This window comes from Shinella zoogloeoides, assembly GCF_003574625.1.
GTDB classification, from domain to species: domain Bacteria; phylum Pseudomonadota; class Alphaproteobacteria; order Rhizobiales; family Rhizobiaceae; genus Shinella; species Shinella zoogloeoides_A.
In genome coordinates this window covers 376,081-402,409 of sequence record NZ_QNUJ01000001.1, presented here as the reverse complement: position 1 = coordinate 402,409, position 26,329 = coordinate 376,081, and the positions used below count along the sequence as shown (strand labels likewise).

General features: G+C 62.4%; 20 protein-coding genes and 2 pseudogenes. 9 read left to right on the top strand and 13 right to left on the bottom strand.

Features of this window, described 5'->3' with window-relative positions:
- Positions 1-13: 13 nt before the first annotated feature.
- Genes DSD28_RS01940 through arsH form a run of 4 tightly spaced genes read left to right on the top strand, consistent with a single transcriptional unit; the run spans position 14 to position 2,727 of the window.
- Entirely contained in the window at positions 14-541 is a 528-nt protein-coding gene (locus DSD28_RS01940) for an arsenate reductase ArsC (RefSeq protein WP_119254661.1), read from the top strand.
- Positions 541-1,599, top strand: coding sequence for an ACR3 family arsenite efflux transporter (gene arsB / locus DSD28_RS01935; protein WP_119254660.1), 1,059 nt, complete (start codon positions 541-543; stop codon positions 1,597-1,599). Before DSD28_RS01940 ends, arsB begins: the two co-directional genes overlap by 1 nt.
- Before the next feature lie 2 nt (positions 1,600-1,601).
- Positions 1,602-2,024 carry an arsenate reductase (glutaredoxin) gene (gene arsC, locus DSD28_RS01930; protein WP_119254659.1) on the top strand — a complete coding sequence of 141 codons (423 nt, stop codon included), beginning with the start codon at positions 1,602-1,604 and terminating at the stop codon, positions 2,022-2,024.
- Positions 1,999-2,727 carry an arsenical resistance protein ArsH gene (gene arsH, locus DSD28_RS01925; RefSeq protein ID WP_162911228.1) on the top strand — a complete coding sequence of 243 codons (729 nt, stop codon included), beginning with the start codon at positions 1,999-2,001 and terminating at the stop codon, positions 2,725-2,727. Before arsC ends, arsH begins: the two co-directional genes overlap by 26 nt.
- Here arsH and arsK read toward each other — a convergent pair.
- Together arsK and DSD28_RS01915 are read right to left on the bottom strand one after the other, a co-directional pair.
- On the bottom strand, positions 2,719-3,981 hold the full coding sequence (gene arsK / locus DSD28_RS01920) for an arsenite efflux MFS transporter ArsK (protein ID WP_432430829.1): 1,263 nt from the start codon (positions 3,979-3,981) through the stop codon (positions 2,719-2,721). The genes arsH and arsK overlap by 9 nt on opposite strands.
- Positions 3,929-4,297: an ArsR/SmtB family transcription factor gene (locus DSD28_RS01915; protein ID WP_119254656.1), complete on the bottom strand. Its 369-nt coding sequence runs from the start codon at positions 4,295-4,297 to the stop codon at positions 3,929-3,931. The genes arsK and DSD28_RS01915 overlap by 53 nt, the downstream gene beginning before the upstream one ends.
- 43 nt (positions 4,298-4,340) lie before the next feature.
- On the opposite strand from DSD28_RS01915, the pseudogene DSD28_RS01910 reads away from it, so the two are divergent.
- Positions 4,341-4,859: pseudogene (locus tag DSD28_RS01910) on the top strand (DUF6428 family protein).
- Positions 4,860-4,919: 60 nt separating this feature from the next.
- Here the strand turns inward: DSD28_RS01910 and DSD28_RS01905 are convergent.
- Positions 4,920-5,570, bottom strand: a complete 651-nt coding sequence (locus DSD28_RS01905) for a succinylglutamate desuccinylase/aspartoacylase family protein (protein ID WP_281048085.1) — start codon at positions 5,568-5,570, stop codon at positions 4,920-4,922.
- On the opposite strand from DSD28_RS01905, the gene DSD28_RS26360 reads away from it, so the two are divergent.
- Entirely contained in the window at positions 5,569-5,904 is a 336-nt protein-coding gene (locus DSD28_RS26360) for a hypothetical protein (RefSeq protein WP_205536156.1), read from the top strand. The two genes, DSD28_RS01905 and DSD28_RS26360, sit on opposite strands and share 2 nt — an antisense overlap.
- Here the strand turns inward: DSD28_RS26360 and DSD28_RS01895 are convergent.
- The 4 genes from DSD28_RS01895 to DSD28_RS01880 are packed head-to-tail and all read right to left on the bottom strand — an operon-like array spanning position 5,870 to position 9,108.
- The gene (locus tag DSD28_RS01895; RefSeq protein WP_119254653.1) at positions 5,870-6,970 is read right to left on the bottom strand and encodes a hypothetical protein; all 1,101 of its coding nucleotides are present in this window, start codon (positions 6,968-6,970) and stop codon (positions 5,870-5,872) included. The genes DSD28_RS26360 and DSD28_RS01895 overlap by 35 nt on opposite strands.
- 12 nt (positions 6,971-6,982) lie before the next feature.
- On the bottom strand, positions 6,983-7,636 hold the full coding sequence (locus tag DSD28_RS01890; protein ID WP_119254652.1) for an amino acid ABC transporter permease: 654 nt from the start codon (positions 7,634-7,636) through the stop codon (positions 6,983-6,985).
- Positions 7,636-8,292, bottom strand: a complete 657-nt coding sequence (locus DSD28_RS01885; RefSeq protein ID WP_162911186.1) for an amino acid ABC transporter permease — start codon at positions 8,290-8,292, stop codon at positions 7,636-7,638. Before DSD28_RS01885 ends, DSD28_RS01890 begins: the two co-directional genes overlap by 1 nt.
- Positions 8,293-8,307: 15 nt before the next feature.
- Positions 8,308-9,108, bottom strand: coding sequence for a substrate-binding periplasmic protein (locus tag DSD28_RS01880; RefSeq protein WP_119254650.1), 801 nt, complete (start codon positions 9,106-9,108; stop codon positions 8,308-8,310).
- A 163-nt stretch (positions 9,109-9,271) separates the two neighbouring features.
- On the opposite strand from DSD28_RS01880, the gene DSD28_RS01875 reads away from it, so the two are divergent.
- The gene (locus DSD28_RS01875) at positions 9,272-10,174 is read left to right on the top strand and encodes a LysR substrate-binding domain-containing protein (RefSeq protein ID WP_119254649.1); all 903 of its coding nucleotides are present in this window, start codon (positions 9,272-9,274) and stop codon (positions 10,172-10,174) included.
- Here DSD28_RS01875 and DSD28_RS26195 read toward each other — a convergent pair.
- A pseudogene (locus DSD28_RS26195) lies at positions 10,063-10,477 on the bottom strand (recombinase family protein); the annotation flags it as partial. The gene DSD28_RS01875 and the pseudogene DSD28_RS26195 overlap by 112 nt on opposite strands.
- Here DSD28_RS26195 and DSD28_RS01870 point away from each other — a divergent pair.
- Both DSD28_RS01870 and DSD28_RS01865 read left to right on the top strand, forming a co-directional pair.
- Positions 10,477-10,743 (top strand): hypothetical protein, encoded by a 267-nt coding sequence (locus DSD28_RS01870; RefSeq protein ID WP_119254648.1) that lies wholly within the window; start codon positions 10,477-10,479, stop codon positions 10,741-10,743. The pseudogene DSD28_RS26195 and the gene DSD28_RS01870 sit on opposite strands and share 1 nt — an antisense overlap.
- Positions 10,744-11,633: 890 nt before the next feature.
- On the top strand, positions 11,634-12,320 hold the full coding sequence (locus tag DSD28_RS01865) for a response regulator (protein ID WP_119254647.1): 687 nt from the start codon (positions 11,634-11,636) through the stop codon (positions 12,318-12,320).
- Between the two features lie 17 nt (positions 12,321-12,337).
- Here DSD28_RS01865 and DSD28_RS01860 read toward each other — a convergent pair whose 3' ends face one another.
- The 5 genes from DSD28_RS01860 to DSD28_RS01840 all read right to left on the bottom strand — a co-directional run bounded on the left by DSD28_RS01860 (position 12,338) and on the right by DSD28_RS01840 (position 26,114).
- On the bottom strand, positions 12,338-13,774 hold the full coding sequence (locus DSD28_RS01860) for a sensor histidine kinase (protein ID WP_162911185.1): 1,437 nt from the start codon (positions 13,772-13,774) through the stop codon (positions 12,338-12,340).
- Between the two features lie 88 nt (positions 13,775-13,862).
- The gene (locus DSD28_RS01855) at positions 13,863-15,161 is read right to left on the bottom strand and encodes an HlyD family type I secretion periplasmic adaptor subunit (protein WP_119254645.1); all 1,299 of its coding nucleotides are present in this window, start codon (positions 15,159-15,161) and stop codon (positions 13,863-13,865) included.
- Positions 15,162-15,173: 12 nt separating this feature from the next.
- Complete coding sequence (locus DSD28_RS01850) at positions 15,174-17,057, bottom strand: calcium-binding protein (RefSeq protein WP_119254644.1); 1,884 nt, start codon at positions 17,055-17,057, stop codon at positions 15,174-15,176.
- A complete protein-coding gene (locus tag DSD28_RS01845) occupies positions 17,054-18,832 on the bottom strand; it encodes a type I secretion system permease/ATPase (RefSeq protein WP_119254643.1) in 1,779 nt (592 codons plus the stop codon). The genes DSD28_RS01850 and DSD28_RS01845 overlap by 4 nt, the downstream gene beginning before the upstream one ends.
- 67 nt (positions 18,833-18,899) lie before the next feature.
- Entirely contained in the window at positions 18,900-26,114 is a 7,215-nt protein-coding gene (locus DSD28_RS01840; protein WP_281048084.1) for a peroxidase family protein, read from the bottom strand.
- Positions 26,115-26,329: the final 215 nt, after the last annotated feature.

The window sequence follows — 26,329 nt, the reverse complement described above, 5'->3', positions numbered from 1 at the left end:
ACGGACCACGACCATGACCGATAAGACCTACAACGTGCTGTTCCTCTGCACGGGCAATTCCGCTCGTTCTATTCTCGCCGAATCCATTCTCAACAAGGAGGGCGGCGGACGATTTAAAGCCTTCTCCGCCGGCAGCCAGCCGAAGGGCGAAGTCAATCCGCATGCCCTGAAGGAGCTGGAAGCGTTGGGCTATTTATCGACGGGTTTCTCGTCGAAGAGCTGGGACGTATTCGCAGAACCCGGCGCGCCGCAGATGGATTTCATCTTCACCGTCTGCGACAGCGCCGCCGGCGAAGCTTGCCCAGTCTGGATCGGCCATCCGATGACCGCCCATTGGGGCGTCGAGGACCCTGCTGCCGCTGTAGGCTCGGAAGTCGAGATCCAGCGTGCCTTCGCTCAGGCAGCCCGTTTCCTCAAGAATCGGATCGCGGCGTTCGTCAGTCTGCCGCTAACGTCCATCGATCACATGGCGCTCGAAACGAAGCTTCGCCAGATCGGTGCGATGGAAGGTTCGACATCGCCGCAGGGAAAGTCCGCCTGATGTCCACGTTCGAGCGCTATCTGACTATCTGGGTGTTCCTGTGCATTATCGCCGGTATTGCCCTCGGCCATGTCATGCCCGGTCTCTTTCAGATCATCGGCGCGGCCGAGGTCGCCAAGGTGAACATCCCCGTGGCGATCCTGATCTGGCTGATGATCATTCCGATGCTGCTCAAGATCGATTTCCGGTCTCTGGCGCAGGTCGGCACCTATTGGCGCGGCATCGGCGTGACCTTGTTCATCAACTGGGCTGTCAAGCCGTTCTCTATGGCCGTCCTCGGTTGGCTGTTCATCGGCTGGTTGTTCCGCCCCTACCTGCCTGCAGACCAGATCGACTCCTACATCGCCGGCCTGATCATTCTCGCCGCGGCTCCCTGCACGGCTATGGTGTTCGTCTGGAGCAACCTGACACGCGGGGAGCCATTGTTCACGCTGTCACAGGTCGCGTTGAATGATGCCATTATGGTCGTCGCCTTTGCTCCGATCATTGGCCTGCTGCTCGGCCTATCCGCCATCACCGTGCCATGGGATACGCTCGTTCTCTCCGTCGCTCTCTATATCGTCGTGCCCGTCATTATCGCACAGGTCATCCGCCGCCGGCTGACCGCTGAAGGAACGACGCGGGCACTGGATGGCGTGCTGGCAAGGTTGCAGCCTATTTCACTAGTGGCGCTGCTCGCGACGCTGGTTCTGCTCTTCGCTTTTCAGGGAGAACAGATCATCGCGCAGCCCGCCGTCATCGGTCTGCTCGCCGTGCCGATCCTGATCCAAGTCTATCTGAACTCCGGGCTCGCTTATCTGCTCAATCGGATGGCCGGCGAGCGGCACTGCGTTGCCGGCCCGTCAGCCCTGATCGGCGCTAGCAATTTCTTCGAACTTGCGGTCGCCGCCGCCATCAGCCTGTTCGGCTTCCAGTCCGGCGCGGCGCTCGCCACCGTGGTGGGGGTTCTCATCGAAGTGCCGGTCATGCTGTCGGTCGTCTGGATCGTGAACCGCTCGAAGAATTGGTACGAGGCCGCCCCTGCCGTTTCCCGAACTGCCGTCACCGAAAGGCACTGACCATGGACGTTACCATCTACCATAACCCCGCCTGCGGAACGTCCCGCAACACGCTGGGACTGATCCGTGCTGCCAGGATGGATCCCGTCGTCATCGAGTATCTACAGCATCCGCCGACCCGTGAGCAGCTTGAGACGATGATCGCAGATGCCGGCCTGACTGTCCGAGAAGCCATTCGCGAGAAAGGCACGCCCTATGCCGAGCTCGGCCTCGACAACCCGAACCTAACCGATAACCAGTTGCTCGACGCGATGGTCGCGACACCGATCCTGATCAATCGCCCCTTCGTCGTGACACCGCTCGGCACCCGGCTCGCGCGTCCGTCCGAGGTCGCCCTCGACATCCTGCCAGATACCTTCAAGGGGCCGTTCTTCAAGGAGGACGGTGAACCGGTTCTCGATCAGGAAGGAAAGCGCATTGCCTGATACATTCCCAGCATTGCAAGGCGATCACCTGCGCCCGACCGATCTCGGCGCCCTGCGTCCCACAGTCTCGATGCACAGGCCGCGCATCCTGATCCTCTATGGTTCACTGCGCGAGGTATCCTATAGTCGCCTGCTCGCATTCGAGGCCCACCGGCTGCTAGAAAGGCTCGGATGTGAGGTTCGCATGTTTGATCCAAGGGGTCTGCCGCTGCCTGACGAAGCGCCGGTGAGCCATCCGAAGGTGCAAGAATTGCGCGATCTTTCGCAATGGTCGGAGGGGCAGGTCTGGGTGAGCCCCGAACGCCACGGCGCGATGACCGGCATCATGAAATCTCAGATCGACTGGATTCCGCTTTCTGTCGGATCGGTCCGACCGACGCAGGGCAAAACGCTTGCCGTTATGGAGGTCTCGGGCGGCAGCCAGTCCTTCAATGCCGTGAACCAGATGCGCATTCTCGGCCGCTGGATGCGGATGATCACCATCCCGAACCAATCCTCGGTCGCCAAAGCCTATCAGGAGTTCGACGCCGATGGCAGGATGAAGCCCTCGTCCTATTACGACCGGGTGGTGGATGTGTGCGAGGAGCTGGTGAAGTTCACCCTTCTTACGCGCGATGCTTCCGCCTATCTCACTGACCGCTACAGCGAGCGGAAAGAGCAGGCGGCCGAGCTTGATAGGCGCGTATCGCTACATTCAATTTAAGGGGGTCGAGGCAGCGACGAGCGTCCGCTTGGTCGCCGTCGCGACCGCAACAAAGGCTACTATGCCGACAGAGCCGAGGGCTGCGCTCAGGATAAGCGATGCGACTATACCGAATTGCTCCATCGTCGCGGCGAAGGCGAAGGGGGCCGCAGCGCCGGCAGCCAGCCTTGCCGCCGCCATCTTGCCAGTGAGCGCGCCATATCCATCCGAGCCGAACAGGTAGAGCGGCAAGCTGCCCTGTGCGATGCTGTTGATGCCCGATCCGAGGCCGAGGCAGATCGAGAAGGCGACCGCGCCGGGAAGCCAGTTGCCGGACAGCGCCAGAATGACGACGCTCAGCACCATGAAGACCGCGGAGAGAACCGCAAGGCCCGGCAGGGAAAGCCGCGTGCCGAAGATCATGTTGACAAGGCGACTGAGAACCTGTGCCGGGCCGAACAGCGAGCCGATGACGACGGCGGCGCTTCCGAAGCCGAGCGTTCCGAGCATCGGCACCATATGCGCCAGCATCGCGCCAAGGGTGAAGCTGAGCAGCGCGAATGCAGCCGATACGACGATCACCGCACTGCGCCGACGCTCGCGCGGAACAGCCCCGACGACAGGCTCGCGCATCGGCCTTAGTCCGCCGGCCGCAGCCACCTTTCCCTTCCGCATGATCCAGACGTGGAACGGCATGCAAACAACAAGATTGAGCCCGGCATAGACGAGATAGATTTCCCGCCACGAGAGATAGCCGAGCAGCGCCGTGGCAATCGGCCAGAAGATCGTCGAGGCGAAACCGGCGATCAGAGTGAGATAGGTAATGCTCCGCGATGCGGACCGGGGATCGGCCTCGACCAGTGCCGCGAAAGCGGCTTGGTACTGGACCATGCCGGACGATATCTCCAACAGGACGATGGCCAGTGCAAAGATCGCCACCGATGGCGACCAAGCGCAGAGGATCAAGGTCAAGGCGGACAGCACCGAGCCAATCGCCATGACGGTCGATGCGCCGACACCATCCATCTGCCGACCTATGTAGGGTGCCGAGAGACCGCCGACGAAGAGTGACGCGGAGAAGATAGCAAACACCTGTGCGACGGTGATGCCGAGATCCGCCGCCATGCCGGGCGCCAGAATGCTGAAGCTATAGTAGAGGGTGCCGTAGCCGATGATCTGGGTCAGGCCGAGCGCGGCGACGATGCCAACGGGAACGTTTGCATTACGCAACGATGTCGCCCTCGCTCCGGGCAACATCCGTCTTGCAGCAACCATCGGGCCGCTGCACACCCTCGCGGATCATGGGATGGCCAGCGCAGCAGTCCTCCATCAGGAATTTCACGAGGTCGGCCAGCGCATCGTAGCTGGCACTATAGACGATCGAACGGGATTCCCGTCGCTGCGTGATAAGGCCCGATCGCTCAAGCTCTTTAAGATGGAAAGACACATTCGAGGGCGAGACGCCCATGCGCTCGGCAATGAAGCCGGCAGCCAGCCCATCCGGTCCGGCGACGACCAGCGTGCGAACGATGGCGAGACGTGTTTCCTGCGATAGAGCCGCAAACGACGTGAGGGCTTGACGCTCGTCCATATTTCAACAATCCTTGAATTATTGAACAATAGGAGTAGCGCACATGACCACAATCGACAAGGCCTTTTCCTCCGATATCACGCTGGGCCAGCTTCTCGATGGGCTGGCGGCCGTGCCGGAAGCGCCGCTGGTGTTTCTGTACGAAGGGCAGCCAGTGAAGGCAGGCTACCAAGTCACCGAGGTCAAGGCGGGCGCGTTCTCGGCACTCGACTGTGGCGCCAACCCGGAAGCTTGGTCGGAGATGTTCATCCAGCTCTAGGATATCGATGAGGACGGCCGGAGCCATATGCCGGCGGGCAAGTTCTCCGCCATCATCCGCAAGGTTTCTGATCACGTCCGGCTCGATCCGGCGGCCAAGCTCACCTTCGAGGTCAGCGATGGAAACCGGCCGATGGCGCAATATTGCGCATCGTTACCGCGGCTAGCCGACGGCACATTCGAGGTCACGCTGACGGCGCGGCCATCAAGCTGCAAGCCTCGCGATCGGTGGTTGGAAGAGAAAAGTGATGCCACCAGCTCTTGCTGTGGTCCGGCAACGAACAGCTTACGGTGTTGTGCCTGAAGACCAGGAAAGCTCTTGAGGAGATCCGAACCAGCGGCCACTTCGTTCAATGGCATATCCTCAATCACGCAAGAGCACTCTTTCCGCAGAACGTTTCCTCTCCGAGCCCGCTATCTTTACGACGGTCATTCCGGCTTGAATCACTCGCTGATGCCATCGCGCGAATATGATGCCTTCCATTTCTGTGACAACATCCTGCCAACATTGGCCCGGGTCAGGTTCGAACGGATCGTAGAGCCTTGCAACCACGTCGCCGACGTCGACTTTTGCTCCGAGTGGCTTCAGGGGAATGGCCACACCCGTGATCGCGCTTATTGCCGCCTCGACCGCATCCAACGTAGTGACGAAGGCGGTTGCATCCGCGGAAGCTTGGGTGGCGCCCATTGATGCGCCCGACTGAAGGAGGAAATCGCACAACGCCCGACTGTCCGTAGCCGCAAGTTCCGGTGTGACATCGGAAAGTCCGCGTAGCTCTAGCGTGCAGGCGGCCGTTCGGAATCCGGACCGGCCAGCGCCTTCGCCGAGATGTGCGTTGATGGTGTCCCACGCCTCACCATGCACTTCGTCGAACGGACGGTCCGCCGACTTGTTCGCGAGAATGACGACGGGAACATCTAATCTCTGCGCGAGTGGCCGGAATAGCGGCCAGGAAATCTCGGACGTATAGAGATGAAGCAGGGCTTCCATGTCGGCGTGGACATCGACAATCATGTCGGATCCCCAGGCCAATGTCATCAAGCCCGCTTGCAGGCGTTCGACGGGCGTGCCGACACGCGCGAGACTGCCCGCACTGCTTTGCCCCAAGAGGATTGCAATGCGGCACGACAATGATCTCGCCGCAAACCTCACCGGCAGCGTCTGCCGTCTCGAGCAGGCCGACCAGGTCGACGAGTGCCATTGTCGCCGAGACTTCACCGGCATGAAGGGCACCCTGCAGATAGACTTTCGGCCGGGCGCCGGGGGTGCCGAAACGATGAACGACGATCTCCTCTCCCGCCACGTGAAACCGTTCAGCGGTCATGCGACATCACGCCAAGCATGCTGATCGAGATCCGCGCGCCCGAAACCGCCAAACCTTCGACAGGCAGGCCGGTCGACGCCGGACCTGGTTTCGCGTAGTAGCCGTTGCGGACCGACATGTTGTCATGAAGTTCGTCGGCCGAGCTGCCGGCAACGTAATAGGTGGTCGCCTTCCGTACGTCCCGGAAACTCACCCCAGCCGCGGCAAACAACGCCTCGACCGCTTTCATGATGGTTGCTGTCTGCTCGACAAGGCCGCGATTGGGCGAGGCGTCGAGCGCCGTCAGATGGAAATGCCCACCCGCCGCACGCAACGACATCGACAAATGATCCGTGTCGGGGACATTCACCTGTGGCCAACCGCCTGCGACCGCAGCCTTGGCAAATGTTAGTTCCGCCACGATCTCTGCCTCGGCATCGGAGACCCGCACAGCATTTTGTGCCACGCGATCGTCATCCCCAGATAAGACCCTGTCGGGGAGTTCGCAGCCGACCGGAAGAAACCACTGCTCCGCAAGCAGGTTTTCACATGAAAGATCTGCGCGGACGAGTAGCCGTTTCAACCGGGAACCGATGTCCTTGAAAGCAGATCGCGGAGACGAAACAGTCGCCCAGACGAACGGACCTGCATCCGATACCTCCAGCGTCAACCCAGTTTCTCCATCGACAAAGGAGGTGCCTTCCGCCTTCTCATCCGAGGCAAACACGTCGACCTCGATCAGCATCCCATCGTAGTAGAAATGCGGGATGGCCACCGGCACGACCTGAACAGATTGGCCGAATTCACGGCGGAACAAGTCCTTCAGGCGCGCAGCATCGCCCGGCGCGGTCTTTACATAGTAGACGACGAGGCGGCCGATGCCGGAGGTTTGGCCATGCATCTCACCCAGGAAGCGGCGGATAAAGCCTGTCACAGCATCCGCCTGACGCAGGAGATCGCCGGGATGCAGGACGTTCCCCAGGCTGTCTAGCGGGCATTGACCGCATGACCAGAGAGTCGCTCCCTCCCTGACGAACAAGGAGTACGGGTGGTCAATCCGCATTTTCCAGACGGCGTCGAACGGCAGGTAAGCTGTAGCGGTTGAGTTCATGATGGCAACTTTTCAATGGCTGGAGCCGCGGGCGTTGAGGCGGCGCGCCATCACGCTGAGCGGGAAGATGAGAAGAAAGAAGAGGATCGCGACGCCCGTCAGCGGCTCGAGATAGCGGAACGACGCCGAGCCGCTGAGATAGGCGACATAGGCAACCTCCCCCACCCCGATGCCGGCGAGCAGCGTCGTCGCCTTGAGAAGATCGGTGAAGTAGTTGACCACGGCCGGCAGCATCTTGCGCATGGCCTGGGGCGCGATGACGCGGAACCAGATCACCGGTCGCGGGATGGCGAGCGACCGGGCGGCCTCCCATTGCCCCCGGTCGACGGCGAGGATGCCGCCGCGCACGATCTCCGCCATATAGCCGCCACCGATCAGGCCAAGCGCCAGCACCCCGCAGGTCAGACCGGAAAGGTTGGCGCCCAGCAGGATGGGCAGGCAGTAGTAGGCCCAGAAGATCGCGATCATCTCCGGCGTGGCCCGGGCGACGTGCAGAAACCCCAACGCGCCCTTCGACATTGAGCGCCGCGGGGACAGGGTCGCGGCTCCCAGCAGCGTACCCAGGCCCGTCGCAAGCAAAAAGGCAGCGATGGTGACGAGCACCGTCGTGACAAGGCCCTGGAGAAGGGCCGGGAAAGCCGAAACGACGATTTGATAGTCGAACATTACCGGTGCCTCCAACGATTGAGCCGCACTTCCAGCCTGTGGAGACCACCCGCTAACGCGAGCCCGGAGCCGATGTAGATCAGGGCGGCGAGGGAGTAGAAAAGAATAGGATCGGCCGTGTAGTCGCTGATGCGCGACGTTGTGCGCATCAATTCTGGCACGGCCAGGATCGAGAGGATCGCCGTCGCCTTGAGGAGGCTGACCAGCGTGTTGCCGATCGCCGGCATAGTCATGGCGAGCGCCTGCGGGATGATGACCAGCCGCCACCGCTGGCGTGGATTGAGGCCGAGCGCCAGCGCCGCCTCATGCTGCCCCCTCGCCACGGAATTGAAACCGGCGCGGTAGACTTCTGCCATATAGGCAGTCATCACGATCACCAGCGCAATTGCTCCGGTCTGCTGTGCCGTGGTGTTGAACCCCGTTAGTGCGGGCAGGGCAAAATGGAGCCAGAACAACTGCACCAGCAGCGGTGTATTGCGGAAGAACTCCACAAAGGCGACGCTCGGAAGGCGGATGATGGCGGAGGAACTGCCCAGGGCCAAGGCCACAGGCATCCCCAAAACCATCGATCCGATGGCTCCGAGTACAAAGTAGAACAACGTCAGGACAAATCCCTGCGTCAGCGCGGGAATGTACGGAGCGAGCAAATCGAACATCGCGTGCGAGACCACTTACTCGATGCCGTACCACTTCAGTTTCGTCTGTGAGATGAAACCGGTCGTGTTGGTGTATGCGATCCAGGTGTTGAGGAAAGCGTGGAAGTGATAGTCGCCCGGCCGTACCGCATAGGAATAGCCCGTCGCCTCGATGGGCGCATCCGCTCCCAGCACCTTGACCTTGGCGTTCGGGTTGGCCTTCATGAACAAGGCATTCTGCAAGAGGTCACTGAGATGGGCGCTGGCACGACCGGCGGCGACTTCAAGCTGCCCAGCGACAGCGTTGTCCGAGACGATCACCTTTTTTTGCGCTTCGGGCAGAAGACGATCGCTCTGCGCAACCGCGGCCATGCCTGCGATACTGACAGCTGAGTATTTCGGATCGTTCAACTGCTTCCAGTCGGTCACGTCCACATCGGCGCCGACCAGCCAGGTATTGCCGGTGGTCATGTAGCTGTCGGTGAAATCGACCGTGACGGCACGCGCCGGAGTCCGGAACATATCCACCATGGCGATGTCGAACTGCTTCTGGACCAGCGAGGGGATGATCGTCGACCAGGTCGTATCGACAATCTCGAGCTTCACCTCGAGAACCTCGGCGAGGTTTTTCGCCATATCGACGTTGAATCCTTCCCACTCACCGGTGACCGGGTTCTTCTGCTGTGCAGGCACGGAGTCCGCCATGCCGACCTTCAGCACACCTGCCTCCTTGATCTGCGCGACCGTATCGACCGCCTCCTGCGCCTTCGCAGCGGGCGCCAACAGCGTGGTGAGCGTCAGCAGCGTGGAAGCCACCATGATCTTCAGTCTGTTCATGTCCGTCCCCTTTTTTCTCGTGCGGCGTATTCAGCGCGCCGAACAAGAGCTTGCGGTCAAATGCCGATTGGGAGAACGACGAAAAATCTGATAGTCCTTATACGATGAGGTTATAAGAGGCAGCGTCGAAAGACACGAGATTTCCGCGCCATTTGGGATTTGCATGAGCGATCTGAGGAAGACCGTCGGGACACTTGATAACCTTGTGGCATTCGAAGCGGCTGCCCGGCACGGCAATTTCAGCCGCGCGGCGCGCGAATTGCTCGTCGCCCAGCCTGCGGTCAGCCGGCGCATCCAGCAACTCGAACAGGCGCTGGGAACCGACTTGTTCGAACGGCAGGGAACGCGAATCCGGCTCACCGCCGCCGGGCAGCAATTCCAGAACGCAGTCGCGACCGCGTTTCGCAGTATCGAACATGCGGCAAAGGCGCTGCCGCGGGAGGACGACGGCGTCGTCTCGCTCCGCGTCAACGTCGCGGCCGCCTCGCTTTGGCTGATGCCGGCGTTAGGCGCCTTCTATGCACGTTTTCCCGATATTCGCCTGCATCTCGTTTGCATTGATGAACTGCCAGAATTCAGCAACAACGATTTCGATCTCGAAATTCGCTTTGGAACCGGCTCGTGGCCGAATGTCGAGAGCTATCCACTTTTGGAAGAACGGGTTTATCCCGTCGCGTCGAGAGACTTCGTCGCCGCCCACGCTATTCAGGGACCCAATTGCCTCAGCCGTGTGCCCTTACTGCAGCTCGAAAACTATACCAGCCCCCTGATGGACTGGAATACGTGGCTGGAAGCGGGAGGGAGCCCGATCATCCGGAGGCTAACTACCTATGCCATGGTGCTGGAAGCCGCACGTTTCGGGCACGGCGTCGCACTGGGCTGGCACCCCTATGTCCACCAGGCTGTGGAGAAGGGCGACCTGGTAAAACTCCCGATCGACGAGAGGACGAGCAGCTACCGTGAGTTTCTCGTGGCAAAATCCGCCCCGCGGCGACGCTTCTCCGTTGAGCAGACGAAAGACTGGATCATCGAACTTGCTCGGTTGAGCGGGCAGGATACGCGGTAGACCTGCATGCGGGAGCACGATGCTCTCTCAGCATTCACCGAGGCGCCCAGATTTTCACGATTGAGTTCTTCAACCAATGCCCGATCGATACGCTGGCGACTGCCTTTGTAGGCGCCAGCGGATTTGGTTCGCTCGATTCCCTCCCTCTGCCCTCCTTTATGAAGCGGCGCTCCATTTGGGCGACCATGCCAAGGACCGTCAGAAGATGTGCCCCACCTCCCCTCGGGTGGACACATGAGGATCGAGCGCCGTCACGAATGCGCCTCGCTCCTGACACCCATGCACGATGTTCAGGACATTACGTGCGCACCACCTTCGCCTATGCCTTTCAGGGCATGCTGGGCCAGGACGCACTCTGGTGGAGCTTCCGCGCCGGGTCGAGTACGTCGCTGTTCCTGGCCATGGCTTATTATCGGTTGGGCTATCGCATTCCGGCGGATCGTATCTCCCCGGCGAGATTGGCGCGCTCTCGCTGCATGCCAAAGCCGGTGTCGGGCGCCAGGCTGGCGGCCGGCCTATCGGTCATGCGCAGGCTACGCCAGTGGACAGTCGCGAGTAGATTTTGGTGAGCGATTTCCCCGCGTTACCCAGATTGGCTTACACATTCTATAAGGGATTCAAATTTCGCATATTGCTCATGGAAGACGGCCCCGTCCTGCGTTGCTCTGGCACCCAGCCCAACGTCCGACACAGATTCTCGCCGGCCCCTATGGCGTCGCGCTGAGTCAAAAACAGGCCCTCCAGATAGGGCGACGCCCTCCCTGAATTCCACAAGAACGCTTTTCTTTAGAACATCGTAGATAATGTACATGGCGTTCTCATATTTCATCGCAGTCACCTCTTCCAACCGGCTACCCCCACCAAGTGGCGATCCGGTCGAAAGCGTCGTTAACCCGAACTGTAGAGGTTAGCGGCATGAAGCCGATCGGTTTTCCAATGGTTCCGGTCCCCGACGCGGGCTAGTCATTTGGGAATGTCTTCTAGCGATGACGTGTTCCAAGCTCACGAGCTATCGGCAGTGAGAAACATGCATGACGAGATCACCTCCGCCGTTGGTTCAGTCGCGATCCATCTGCACGGACGCATTCGCAAGATATATGCTGGAGACTCACATCGCCGGCGAGGTCGACAAGCACCGATCAGAGTTCGAGAGCTACGCGGAGCGATATTTCTCGCGAGATTCATGAAACCGGGCCGGCGGCCGATGCAACGCTCGATGGAGCCTCGGGTACCGCGTTTTTTGAAGCGCGAAACCCGCGCCCGAGCAAATTGGAGCGCAACATTGTCGAGACGAGCGGCATCACTCGAAGGGTCAGTGCTCCGGACGCCCTGAAGAACGGACGAGGCAGGGATGTAGGAGCCACTACCATGACTTTAATTTACCATGTGTTAACTTATCGGTTTACGTCAATCTGCACTGAAGGTACAATTTATACCTGTAAAAAGGGGAGCTTCATGTATGGCAGTCGTCTCCATAGCATTTGTCGATGATCACCCGGTGCTGCTAGGCGGCTTGGCACATATCTTTTCCGATATGCCGGGCTTCAAGGTGATTGGCACGGGGCGTTGTGCATCCGATGTCGTCGAAGTCTCGGCAACAATGCATCCCGATATACTGCTGCTCGACCTGAACATGCCGGGGGACGTCTTTGCGGCGATCCATCACAGCCGCGAAGTCGCGCCTCAAACCAAGGTCATCGTCTTCACCGCCTCCGCCGGCATCGATCATGCGGTGAAGGCCTTCGAGGCCGGGGCCATCGGCTATGTGCTGAAGGGCAGCACGGACGAAGAATTGATGCAGGCGATCGAAACAGTGCTCGCTGGCGAGACGTTCATCACGCCGAGCTTTGCCAGTAAGGTGATTTCGGCGCTTCGCGCGTCGGCGATGCCCCGGCCGCCGTCGCAGGCAGTCAGGTTGAGCGTGCGCGAAGATCAGATCGTCCGGCTCCTCCTGCTCGGCAGAACAAACAAGGAGATTGCCCACCGTCTCCAAATAAGCGAAAAAACGGTGAAACATTACATGACGCTCCTGATGCAGAAGTTGCATGCCCGCAACCGGGTAGAGGTCGTGCTCGCAGCGCAAGAACTTGGCGGTTTCGCCGCCGAAAAGGCGAGCAGTCAGAAGGGCAACGGTTTCCTCAATTGAAGGTATTCCGAGGCCGTTCACAGCACGGGAACGTTCCTAAAGCCAGCTTTGATCAGAGCCAGCTTGCTGATGGGCAATTCGACATCGACCACCGTACCGCCGGCGTCCGATCGAATGACGAGCGTGCCGCTGAAGGTTTCGACGCGGCTCTGGATGCCGCGGAGGCCAAGCCTGGACCCGTCGCCGGCAGGTGACCTGCACTCCGATGCAAGACCACCGCTATCCGATATCTGCAATCCGATATTTGCGCCTCTCAGTTCAGCGCGAACGCGCTGCCCGGCGCCGCCAGCATGCTTGAACGCGTTACTCAACGATTCCTGGACGATGCGATAGATGCAGATCTTCAAGGCGCCTGTGACATGCTCCGGGAGATCGCCGAACACGACGTCGACCCGGGTGCCAGTCAAATTCTCATGGCGCTCGGCGGCGAGCCTGATGGCCTCTCCTACCCCAAGATCACCGATCTCCGGCAACACCAGCCCCGCCGACAGAACGCGCAGTTCATGGATGACACCGGCCGTCAGTTCCTCGATGACTGCGGCATTGGCGGCATTTTCCCTTGCCGATCCGTCTTTGCGGAGCCTACCGAGCCGAAGCATCAACAGGCTCAGAATCTGTATCGGACCATCGTGGAGGTCGAGGCCTATGCGCCCGATCAGCTCTTCATTGGCCGCATTGGCGTCCAGTCTGGCACGCTCGGCCTGCAAGCGAAGATCCTCGTTCGTTGCCGCCAGCTGTTGCGAATCCCGGAAGCGTGCCTGGAGCTCTGCCCGCTGGGACGATATCAGCCGACTCCCACGGCGCACGATGAGATAGAGCACCGCGAGCATGACCAGGGTGGTGAAGCACACGACAATCCACGTCCGCATCACACTGAGCTCGAGCTGCGCGGCGAGAATCTCGGCATTCTCGTAGATCTCGCCGACGGCGATTACCTCTCCGGTCGTATTGCGATGCAAGGGTGCATAGACTTCGATCGTGGGCAGACCGAGCTGTCGCTCGTGAGCGCTTTCGCCACTCGTCATGTCATCGAACTCGGCGATGATTTCACCGCTTGCTGCCTTGGTGACGTCCGTCGAGGTGTATTTCTGACCGATTAGGTCCTTCGGCTTGTTGACGTAGATCACCGTACCGTCGAGCTGCCAGATTTTGACGGAAATGATGCTTCTTCGGATGGGCTGATCATCGAAAAGCAGGGCATCAAGCGCCTTGTGGCTCCCGGCCGGCAACCGGCCGTCCGGGCCGATATCCTGAATCAGTGGTTCGACAAAGGCATCGAGAAAGGCGGCCCCGGCCGAACCGGATACCGCGAGGATGCTTCGCGTGACCTGCCGGTTGATCCAGGTCCCGAGCACGGCCATCGACAGGCACAAAACCACGGCCGCCGCCGCCAGAAACTGGCCCGACAGGCTCAAGCCCGAAAACCAGCCGTTCCCTCTCTCGTGCTCCTCCATGACAGATGGCATCCGTTCCCGTTTCCCCTCGGCAGGATACACGCGAAGCGGCAAACGCCAATAGCCTTACCACCAGCGATCGGATGGGTCAGCGCTCCCGGAACGCCTTGCTGAACTGATCGACAATCGGCTTGACGAGATAGGACAGAGCGGTTCGTTCGCTGGTCGTGACATAGACTTCCACCGGCATGCCGGGAATGAGCCGGCTCTGGCCAATCTTGGCCAGTTCTCCTTCTTTGATCTCAACATCACCCTTGTAGTAGAGTTGTCCGCTGGCGGCATCGCGCGTGGTAGCGGGCGAGACGTGGGATACCAAGCCGAAAAGCTCTGGGGTCGTGCGCTGGTTCAGCGCAGTAAGGCGCAGCCGTGCCGAACTGCCGGGCTCGACCTGATCGATGGCCGTTGGTTGCAACATGACCTCGACCTTCAGCCGCGCATTCGTGGGAACGATGGTCACCAGAACTTCGGCGGGCGTGATGACGCCGCCGATCGTGTGGATGTTGAGCTCGTTGACCGTGCCGGAAAGCGGCGCGCGTATTTCGGTGCGCGAAAGGCGGTCGGAGATCGCCATTTGCCTGTCCTGGAGCTCGGACAGCTTGGTCTCGACAGCCGTCAGCTCGCGCTGCGCTTCCGTCCGGGCGGTCTCGTCGATGGCGATGATCTGCAGACGTATCTCGTTCACCTTGCTGCGCGCACGGGCAATGGCAGCGTCGATCTCACCCTGCTCGCCCTGGAGCCGAGCGAAATCCCGGTTCGCCGAATAAAGCGGCGCGCGCTCGATCAGTTGCTGGCGGGCAAGCTTTTCGAGCTTTGCTCGCTGCTCCTCCACCAGGGCGATCTCATCGGACTTGGAGCTGCGCTGGGCTTCCAGCCCGACGATCTCCTTCGCGACTTGGACAGTGCCCAACTCGAGCTGCTGCTTGCGGCTTTCCCGGTTGAGGCGATTGCCCTCGAACAGCCGCCTCTCGCCGGAGACAAGCAGGCGTCTTTCCGCATGGCCGAGATCGAGACCGCCGGGAAACTCGATTTCCGCCAGGAGATCGCGCTCTGCCAGAAGGCGGGTCCTGCGGACGGTCAGCTCGAGCAATTGCGCCCTGACGATGGACAGTTCGGCCCGGGTCTGTGCGTCATCGAGGCGAAGCAGGACCTGCCCCTCCTTCACGAGATCGCCCTCGCGCACGGCGATCTCGCTGACGATGCCGCCGTCGCGATGCTGGATGGCCTTGATCTGCTGGTCCACGGCGATCTGGCCCTGCGCGATGACCGCGCCGGACAGTTGCATCGTCGCAGCCCAGCCTCCCGCACCGGCAACCAGCAGGAAGCCGAGGGTGGTGCCGGCCAGAATCCGGGGACCGATGCGAAAGGGATTGCTGGTTTCCTTGCTCATTGAAGCCTCCCGTCAAACATGCTCGATGACGACGAGCATGCGAGCCCCGTCGATCGTCACGGTCGTTTCCCAAATGCCGTCCCGATTGAAGTCCGCCTCGATGATCGTCCGGCTCAGTTCGTCGATCCGGTCGTGGCGATAGCGGATGGCGACATCATCTTCTTCGAAGTCATTGCCGTAGATCGCCTCGAACTGGTCCTCATGCCTGTCGAGGACGCGTTCGAAGATGTCATATTTCGACATGTGGATCCTGTCACCGACGGAGAAATCGAGAATGATGTGATTTGTCGCGACAGGGGGTTCGCCGCCCGCCGCCGACGCGGCCGGAGGCAGGAAGCGGAAGACGTCGTCTCCCTCACCGCCCGCCAGGATATTCGCGTGCTGCGTGCTCGCGGTGATGTGGTCGTCCCCGCGTCCGCCGACGGCGGCCTCAAAGGAAGCGATCGTATCGTCCCCGATTTCGCCGCCGGATGCCCGGCCGCCGTCGAGATCGATGGTCACTCCGGAAACCGTGCGGGAATAGTCGATCGTATCGTGCCCTTCGCCGCCGTCATGGATATCGTCGTCCCCGTCGAGGGCCGCCACGATGCGATCGTCGCCGGCACCGCCGAAATTGCCGTCACGGCCGCGACCGTCGATCAGGAGATCGTCGCCATCGCCGCCGTCGAGACGATCGTCGCCGTCCCCGCCGTCCAGGATGTCGGCGCCGGCGCCGCCGAACAGCATGTCGTCTCCCCCATCCCCGAAGAGGGTGTCGTCACCTGCATCGCCGTAAAGCCGGTCGTCGCCGTCCCCGCCGGAAATGGTGTCGTTGCCGGCACCGCCGAAAACGATGTCGTTGCCATGCCCGGCGAAGACGATATCATCGCCGTCGCCCGCCACGATATGATCGTCGCCCGCCCCGCCGGCGATGACATCGTCGCCGCCCCGGGCATCGATATTGTCGTGCCCATCGCCGCCGGCGATGTCGTCGCCGCAGGAACTGCCGAGGATGATGTCATCACCCCCCGATCCTTCGATGCGGTTTCGCCCGACGTTGAAATAGGCGACCTGCTCGACGAAGAAATCGCCATCCGTGATTTCATAGGTGAGCGTCACGCGCCCTTCGAGTTTCGGCCCGGCCTGAAACAGCCAATGCCCGTTTGCCGCCACCAACGTCCCCTGCGACACTGTCAGGTTCCGTATGGAAAGCGGATCGCCATCCGGATCGTGGGCGTTGCGCAGCAAGTCGGAAAGGGCGATGGCCAGCAAGGCGCATCCCGTGACATCCAGCAGATAGACGGGCCCCGTGACACGCGGCGCCCGGTTGACCCGCTCCGTCTCCCCGTTCTCGCCGGGATCGTCAGTTCCGGGCTCTTCCTGGCCGGCTCCTTCCGGGTTCGGTTCGGGAATGCCCGGCTGGCCTCCTCCTCCCGCAGGCTCGCCCCCCGTGGCGGGCCCCTGGAAAAGCGAGCCGGGGAATGCGTTGTCATTGGCCGCAAGAGAACCGAAGCCAAATGTCTTTGCGCCGACCCATCCCCTAAATTCCATGTCGAACGTGACGCCCTCCGGCCGGGCGAGCCCCTGCAGGAAGCGCTCGTCGTTCGGCAGGTCGCTTTCCTGCGGATAGTGGTCCGGGGACGAAAGCTCGTGATCGACCGGCAGGACCAGATCCTGCAGTGTATCCGAAGACGGCGCTTCGCCTTCCTTTTCCGCCCGTTCGCGATCCTCTCTTCCCTCCTCTGCCGGCCGGGCGCTGCTCTCGAAGAAGGAGCGGAGATAGAGGACCAGGCCCGCCACTATCAGGCCGAGCGTGAAGGGTGTCCTGGATTTCCTATCCGCTCCCTTCAAGACATAGCGCTCGGAAGGATCGGGTTCGACGGAGGTCTGTTTCGTTGCCTTTACATCGATGATCATGTCGAAACCCGCGCAGCAAGGCCGGCGCGCTCCATTCTCGTGTGGCTGGCGGATGCGGCGGCCGGTGCGGGCGGGGTCGCCTGGATGACGGCGCCGAGCACGTCCTCCTTCGGCCCGAAGGCCGTCATCTTGCCGTTCTGCACCACCGCCACCATATCGACCGCGGCTAGCGCGCTCGGGCGATGCGCGATGACGACGACGATGCCGCCACGCCCCTTCACGCCTTCGATGGCGGCGGTCAGGGCCGCCTCGCCCTCGCTGTCGAGGTTGGAATTGGGCTCGTCGAGCACGACGAGGAACGGATCGCCGTAAAGGGCGCGCGCGAGGCCGATGCGCTGGCGCTGGCCGCCGGAGAGCGACACGCCGAGCGGACCCAGTTCCGTCTTGTAGCCTTCGGGCAGGCGCACGATCATGGGATGGACGCCCGCCGCCGCGGCCGCCTTGACGATGGCCCGGGCCTCCGCATCGCCGTCGAGGCGCGATATGTTCTCCTCGATGGTGGCGTCGAGCAGCGAGACCTCCTGCGGCAGGTAGCCGATATAGGAACCCAGCCGGGTGTCTTCCCATTGGGTCAGTTCCGCGTCGTCCAGCCGCACGCTGCCGCGCAGCGTGGGCCATATCCCGCTCAAGGCGCGCGCCAGGGTGGTCTTGCCGCCGCCGCTGGAGCCGATGACGCCGAGGGCCTGCCCGGCCCGGAGCTCGAAACTGACGTCGCTCAGCAGCACCCGGCCCGATCCGGGCGCGGCGACCGTGAGACCTTCGACTTTCAGCGAGCGCTCCGGCGCCGGCAGGTCCATCGGCTCGCTCGCGGACTGCAGCGCCACGACCGTTTCCCTCAGCCGCTGGAAAGCCGCCCTCGCGGCGACGACGCTCTTCCAGTTGCCGATCGCAAGATCGATCGGCGCCAGCGCCCTTGCCGAGGCGACGGAGGCGGCGATGATGGCTCCGGCGGACAGCTGGCCTTGGATGGTCAGGTAAGCGCCCAGCCCCAGCACCGCCGATTGCAGGATCATCCGCACGACGCGCGAAATGGCGCCGAACGTGCCGGTGATGTCATTGGCGCGCGTCTGAAGATGAAGATGATCTTCATTGGCCCGGTTGAACCGTTCGACGGCCCGGCGGGCAAAGCCCATCGCCTTCAGAATATCGGCGTTGCGGGCATTGGAATCGGCGATGGCGTTGCGTGTCACGACGGCAGTGTGGGTGGCGCTCGCCAGTCTCCGCGTCATCAGTTCCGTGACGATGGTCAGGAGCGTCAGCAGCACCGCCCCGCCGAGGGCAAGCGCGCCGAGAAGCGGGTGAAGGATATAGACGAAGGCCAGGAAAAGCGGCATCCACGGCAGATCGAACAGGGCGACCGGCCCCTGGCTTCCGAGAAAGCCGCGAACCGTATCGACGTCGCGCCCGCGCTCGAGCGATTCCGCCGTCGAGAAGCCGAAGCGCGGCATGTCGACGGCGACCCGATGCGCCAGCGGCGCGATCTTCCGGTCGAGACGGGCACCCATCCGCACGAGGATCTGCGAACGCAGGATGTCGAACAGGCCCTGAAAGAAATAGAGACCGACCGCCAGGATCGAGATGGCGAGCAGCGTCGGGATGCTCGCGCTCGTCAGCGCGCGGTCGTAGATCTGGAGCATGTAGAAGGCGCCCGTCAGCGCCAGGATGTTGATGACACCGGACATGGCGAAGAGGAAGAGGCCCACGGCGCGAAAGCCGCCGGTCAGTTTCTCGGCATTCTTCCGCCTGGTTGCGGACATCGGCTCTTTGGAACGCATGACTATCACCCGCTGAACTGGATTTCGCTTGCCGGAGGCGCCCCGGGCGCCTCCGGCCCCAAGCATGCTAGAGATCGAAATCGCCGGCCGTCAGGTTGTGCGAGCCCTTGACCGAGAACTTGAAGTCCGCCGCGTTGCCGCCGGACGTATTGCCCTCGATCACGGTGTAGTCGATGCCGTCCCGGTTCTCGTGGGTGACGAGCAGTTCGCCGCTCGCGCCGGAGAATGCGCCGGAGACCAGCGTGAAGGACTGGTTGCCGGATGCCGTCCAATTGGCGTCCATTGCGCTGAGGTCCAGCCTGTCGCCGGGCTGGAAGCCCATGATCGTGTCGCCATCCGCATCGGCCGCCGACAGGAAGCGGAAGATGTCGTTGCCAGCCCCGCCGTCGATCACGTTCACGGCAGCGCTTGCCGTTATGACATCGTTGCCCGATCCGGTGATGATGTTCTCGATGCCTCGGATCGTGTCGGAGCCGGACTGGGCGCTGACCACGCTGCCACGGCCATTGAAGCCGGTGCCGAGATCGGCCGTGATGTTCGCATTGATGGCGGACATGTCGAGCGTATCGTTGCCGTCGCCGCCATTCATATGGTCGCCGTAGTAGACGTCGTCGCCATCGCCGACCGACGCCACGAAGATATCGTTGCCGTCGCCGCCGAAGACCGTGTCGTTACCGAGGCCCCCGTCGAGCAGGTCGTCGCCGCTTTCGCCGAAGAGACGGTCGTTGCCGGCATCCCCGTAGATCATGTCGCTGCCGCCGCCACCGAGTACGTCGTCGGCGCCGTTGCCGGCAAAGATCATCTCCCGGCCGTTACCACCGACGATGGCCTCGCCGTTCGCCGTGCCGAACAGGACTGCAGACCCATTGTCCCCACCCCCCGTCTCGCCGGCCGGGTCGTCATCGCCGCCGCCGGAAACGGTGTCGTCGGCGCCATCGTCCTCGTCGTCATCATTTTCATTGCCGCCCACCGGCGGAACGACGTTGCCCGGCCCGACCTCTTCGCCGCCGGAGGTGAACTGCGGCAGGCCGCCGCCGCTGAAGAAGGTCAGCGAATATCCATCGCCCACGAGCGTGGTGGAGCCGTTGACGTTCCGGACCATGTCGTAATCGTCCAGGGTCGTGTCGTCGGGCAGTTGCACGACGTCCTGCGGCCGCAGCGTGCCGATGATCGTGTCGTTGCCGCCCTTGGTCTTGAAGACGACACGATGAGCCGACGCGAGCCGCGATATGTCGACCGTATCGTCACCGTCCGAGCCGACGATGGTGATCGTATTCAGCCGCAGGCTGGTCTCCTCGCCCTGCTCGGCGAAATCGCCGATCAGTTCGAAGCGGTCGCCGCCAGCGGTGCCCGAGCCGCCGGCCGGGTGGCCGTTGATGACGATCTCCTCGATCTCGGACAGTTCCGCGATGACCTGCGGGACGCCTTCGACGCCATTCACGACGACCGTGCGGGTCACCACGATCTCGGTGCCGCCGCCGCGCAGCACGAGACCCGGAATGACCGTCTCGGCGTCCTCGGCGGGATAGAAGCGGAAGATTTCGTAGGCGTCGTCGCCGGTGATGACGAAGGTATCACCGGCAATGCCTTCCGAACCGCCGTCGACCACGTCCCAGCCGCCATCCGGCGCCTGCCAGTGGATGATGTCGTCGCCGCTGTCGCCGAAGAGGAAGTCGTCCCCCGTCCCGCCATCGATGACATCGTCGCCCGCGCCGCCGTTGATCGTGTCGCCGCCACCGCCCCCGAGAATGATGTCGGCGCCTGCGGTGCCCTCAAGGGCATCGCCGCTGGCGGTTCCGGCAATGGTCGTTTCGCCGGCAAGGATGAAGTCCGCGCGGTTCACCATATTATTGCCGATTCCCGGAACGCCGTTGAGCGTGATCGAGCCGCCGCCGGCGATATCGATGCGGGTCCTGCTGCCGTCGGACGTGATGGAGACGCGCGCGTCGAAGTCCGCGTCGGTGATGCCGAGGCCGCTCAGGTCGACCTTGTCCTGGCCGCCGCCGGTGGGATTGGCATCGAAGCTCGTGACGACGTCGTCGCCGAAATCCAGCCCGTCGTAGACCAGCCTGCTGAAGCCGGCGCCGAGATTGATCGTATCGTTACCGGCACCGCCATTGACCGCATCGTTGCCGCTGCCGGCATTGATGACGTCGTCGCCGGCGCCGCCATGGAGGAAGTCGTCCCCGTCGCCGCCGAACAGCCGGTCGTTGCCGGCCTCGCCGTACAGGCTGTCATTGCCGGCGCCGCCGGTGATGACGTTGTCGAGTTTGTTGCCGGCCCCCGTGAAGGCACCGCCGCCCGTATAGGTCAGGTTCTCGACATTCGCGTCCAGCATGTAGCTTGCGACCGTCGTCTGGACGGTGTCCGTTCCGCCGTTCTCCAGCTCGACCACCGTATCACCGATGTCATCGACGATGTAGGTATCGCCCCCCGAGCCGCCGACCAGAAGATCAGCGCCGGCGCCGCCGTTGAGCGTATCGGCACCGTTGTTGCCGAACAGCATGTCGTCGCCGGTATTGCCCAGCAGCGTCGTCGACTGGGAACCGCCGAGATCGACCAGGATGGTATCGACATCCGGCGCGGCCTCCAGCGTGGTGCCCGTCCCGGTGTGCAGCGTGTAGCTGCCGCGCATGACCTCATCGCCCTCGTCATCGGCGACGTAAAGCTCATAGCCCTGATAGCTGCCGCCGTCGAAAGTGATCGTCTCGACGGCATTGCCGGGATCGTTGAACTGGCCCGCCACGCGGATCGTCTGGCCGTTGAGCACGATGACGAGATCGCCATTGGCAGCCCGGCTGAAGTTGAAAGCGGAAAGCGCCTCGCCATTCGTCGCCACGCTGATCCGGTCGTTGCCGGAAGTCTCCTCGATGCGGTCCGTGCCGTCGGCAAGGCCCATGACATAGATGTCGTCGCCGGCACCGCCGCGCAAGGTGTCGTTGCCGGCGCCGCCGATCAGCACGTCATTGCCGGAAAGGCCGTTGAGCGTATCGTTGCCCTCGAAACCCATGAGGACATCGTGGATCAGGCCCGTGCCCGCAACGTTACCGTTCAGCGTTTCGCCGGCGGCGGTGCCGGAAATCACGTTCATCGTCAGGTCGGTGAATTCAAGCCGCTCGATATTGCGCACCGTGTCACGGCCGTCGAGAACGGGCCGCTCGGTCACGCCCTCGATGTTTTCGGCAAGCGGATCGGTTTCGTCCGTGGCCGGCGGCGCGTGGTCGACATAGAGGCTGCCGTCCGTGTTCACGCCGAAGGCGTAATGCTCGCGAATGCCCGTATAGACGGCCGTGTCGATATCGCCTGCGGCATTGCCGTCGACGATCTCGCGCACGATCGACAATTGGCCCGGATTCAAGACGCCGGCCAGCATCAGCATGTCCAGAGAGCGCGCGCCGAACTGCGCGGTTGCGCCCGCCCGCAGCACCCCGTTCACCATGTCGGTCTGGAGATAGACCTTCTTCGTCATCCCGTCGGCCGTGTAGACCTGACCGTCCGCGACGATGCGGATGCGCACGTTGAGCCATTTGTCGCCGTCGATGACGTCGTCGCCGGCAAGACCCTTGATGCGGTCGCTACCGCCACCGCCGAGCAGGATATCGGAGGCATCTGCCGTTTCGAGGACGATCGTCTCCGCAACGCCGTCGTTTCCGATCTCGACATGGCGCTTGCGATGGGCGACCAGCATATCCAGCCCGTCGACAAGAGCGACGTTCCGCTCCAAAAGGGCATTCGAATAGGAGTAGAGGGGCGCATCCGGACCGGGAATCGCCGCCGTGCCGGTCGCCTCCACCCTTGTATTGACCGGCACCACGCGGCCCGTCAGCACGTCGTCGAATTTCCAGCCGGAAAGCCCCTCCACCAGATCGAAGCGGTCCCGCAGGATGAAGGCTTCCTGGTTCGCGAAGACGGGAATACCGAGATCGGAATTCGCCGCCATCGGATCGTCCTTGTGGATCGCCCAGTCGAAGCCCGACATGCCGTTGCTGCGCTGGATGCCGACGCCCTGGAACATGATGTCGTCGCCGGCCTCGGCGTCATAGTCCGTATCCCCGCTCTGGCCGTTCAGCACGTCGTTGCCGACGATGGTAGAGTTGAACATCAACTCGGAATTTTCACCGGCCAGCGTATCGAAGCGGCCGCCGCCCTCCAGCCAGTCGTCGCCGGCCTCGCCGAGCAGGAAATCCATTCCGTCGCCGCCGAGGATGAAGTCGTCGCCGACGCCGCCCATGACGGTCTTGCCGTCGGGGCCGGCGATCAGGAAGTCGTTGCCCTCGTTGCCGAAGATCAGCGAAAGCCCGCTACCACCATGGATGACGTCATTGCCTTCCTCGCCATGCAGGAAGTCCATCGCGCCGATGTCGGTTCCCGCATTGGTGATGATGTCGTCGCCCGAGCCGCCGTGGATATGATCCACGCCGTAGCCGCCTTCGAGACGGTCGTTGCCGGCCCCGCCCCAGATCGTGTCGTCACCCTCGCCGGTGATGATGTGATCGTCATTGTCGGTGCCCTGGACAACGACGTGCTCGCCGCCATTGTAACGCAGATATTCGGCAATGCCGTCGCCATCCGCATCACGACGCTCGACCAGAGGAGACAGGGCCTCCAGATAGGGATTGTCCTGGACGGGGTCGCCCTGGCCCGTCATGGCCAGTTGCCTTGCCGCGTCGAGATAGAGAACGCGGTCCGGGCGCGAGAAGAAGTCGCCGGGGATCGCGGTGCCCGTTTCGGCGAGATCGGTCGTGCGCAGGGCCATCTTGGAGAGCGAATTGCCTTCCAGTTCGGAGAGCAGGTTGAGGCCCTGGACGCGCGACAGGTAGTAGAAGCGGTCGCCGTCCTGCAGGTTCTCCATCTGCAGTTCGAAGATGAAGGAGAAGGTGGAGCCGAGCATGCCGCCGAAATCCATCTTCTTTTCGGCAAGCCCGCCCACCCACAGGTCGACATTGGCAAGACCGCCGAGCCCGTCGGCATAGCCGCCCGTACCGGAAAGAAAGGCCGCGCGGTCAGCCGGCGGCAGGATGGTCCGGTTCGCGCCGAGGCTTTCGTCCCAGAACGTCTCAGCCGTGCCGAACACGATCGCCATCGCCGCCGCGCGCTTGCCGTCCACCGTCGTCTCGCCCGCAATCGTCGCATGCGTGCCGTAGGCTGCGATGAAATTGACGATGGAGGCCGGGTTCTTGAGGTTGAGCGCGAAGTCAGTCCAGTTCGCATAGGGGGCCAGCTGGCTATCGCCCTGGGCCATGGCCTGGAACTGGGCCCGCGCCTCGTTAAGGGTCGGCATGCCGGTATCGCGGCCGCGCGCGATGTTGATCGTCGCCAGGTCGAGCGGGATGCCGAGCAACTGGTTGCGCAGGGTATTCGTGACGAACTCGTCGATCTCATTGCCGACCTGGGCGCTCATGCCGCGAATGACCGCACCGGCCGCCTGTGCATGGGTCAGGCTCCCGCCCTCGTCATAGGCGACGGGATTGAGGAACGCATCGAACAGCGACATGGGATTCGTCGACCCGTCGGCAGCAATACGATCGACAGTCTCGTTGAGCATCGAGTGGCCGAAGCGATAGACCACGTTGGCGAACTCGGAGAAGATCGCGGGATTGATGTCGGCATCCGGCTCGAACAGGAAGGCATCGACATCCGGCTGCATCTTGCGGGCGAATTCCTCGAAAACGAGGTGCTGGTATTCCATTTCGGTGACGAAGCGCGCCGCCTGGAAGAGGCGCTCGCCATCCCAGACGAGATCTTCGAGATTGGCGGGAACGGCGGCGACGTCCACCAGCAGCCATTCGTTGAGGAAGGCGATATCGCCATTCGCCGCGGCCTCGAGCGCGACCTGCTTTGTCTCCTCGACCATGCGGTTGTGTTCGCCGTGGAAGATATGGTGGATGGTCGTCAGGCCGATATTCTCGTTTCCGCGCCCGTCGCCGGTGATGAAATGCGCATCCAGAAGCTCGTCGTCATATTCGAGATTATGCCCCATGCTGCTCGCGACGGCATTGCCCGCCACGCCGTCGGCATCCTCGGCAAGCTCGCCGCCGGCCGTGAAGATCGGCACGGCGTTGTGGGCGATGTCGTCGAGGAACGCATGGCCGGTGCGGAAGGCGCCGAGGGCGGTCGGATCGACGGGATTGTCCGGATCGCCCTCGACAAGGACATCGTCACCCGTCCCGAAAATGCCGTCCGCGCCGAGCCCGACGACCAGTTGGGGATAGCCGTTGGCGCCGGGGATGAAGTTGCCGTATTCATCGGTCGCGATCAGGGGAATATTGCCGATATCCGCATCGGTAAGCCTGATACCGAGCATGTCCTCGGCATGCGCCTTCACATCCGCCCACGTCGCCAAGCCGTGCCCGTTTCCCTCGAGCAGGCGACCGGACGCAACGGGGGTACCGTCCGGCCCCTCCTCATATTCGCGCATGAAGACCTGCTTGGAGGCGTGAGAGCCATAGGTCTGGTTCTGATCCACCCATGGCGTCGTGGTGTTGCGCGCACCCTCGCCGGTGGTCGCACGGGTCAAGACCATGAAGTTGGTATGCGGAGTGGCAGGGTTGTAGAGCGGATCGTCCGGCGAGAGCGGAATGTAGACCACACCGTTGCCGCCCTTGGCCACGAGATCGAGGCCATGATCGAAAAACTGTCCGAACAGGGTGAAGAGGGCGCTGAAGGGCGCGGAATCGCCGATATCCGGCGACACATTGGGCAGGAAGACCGTCGGGCCGTCCATTTCGATGCCGTTCTGCGCGAGAAGCGCGTCGAGTTGGCCCTTGGCCAGCCCATAGGCCTGGGAATTTACCGGCAGTTCCTTCACGATGGCGTGGGCGGCGCGAATGGCCTGCAGAGCGTCGACCTGCGCCTGTCCCACGACGCCGGCATATTCGAGCGCGGCGACGATGGCCGCCGGGTTGTCGAGCGTCTGGTCGACGACGAGATTGGAGATCAGGCGGGGCGCCGCATCGACCACATCGCCGGGCTGGCCGTAGTTGTTGTTGGATGCGTAGGGGAACGTGCCCGTCCCCTGGCCGAACGCAGGATCGGTCAGGGACAGGAACTGCTGGTCCGCCGAGCCCCAGTGCTCCCGGCCGGGCAGGAGGTTATTGTAGCTGCCGTCGACGGTCCGCAAGCCATAGGGAAGCAGGTGAATCTGCGCGGCGGCGGGAGAATTGGGGTCCACGCCGCCGGCCTCCGCGACGAGCGTGTAGAGATCCTCGCCGGCGGCATGCCTTTCGGCGATCTTGATCTGTTTCAAGATGAACTGCAGGTCGTGCTTGACGATATTGACCATGACCATTCTCCCCTTGGTAGCGTCCCCTGACGCTTCTTGTCGGCCACGCGCGCCGCCTTCTGCGGGCGCGATGCGCATTTCGGGAGAATGATGCGCCTGATCTCGGCTCTCGCGCCATGACGGATGGTCTGACGAGTTGCTTCCCCGAAAGGGCAACCGGACCAGATCGCAAGGCGGGGACCTTACTCGACTTTGGTCCGAGCGGATGATTGGAC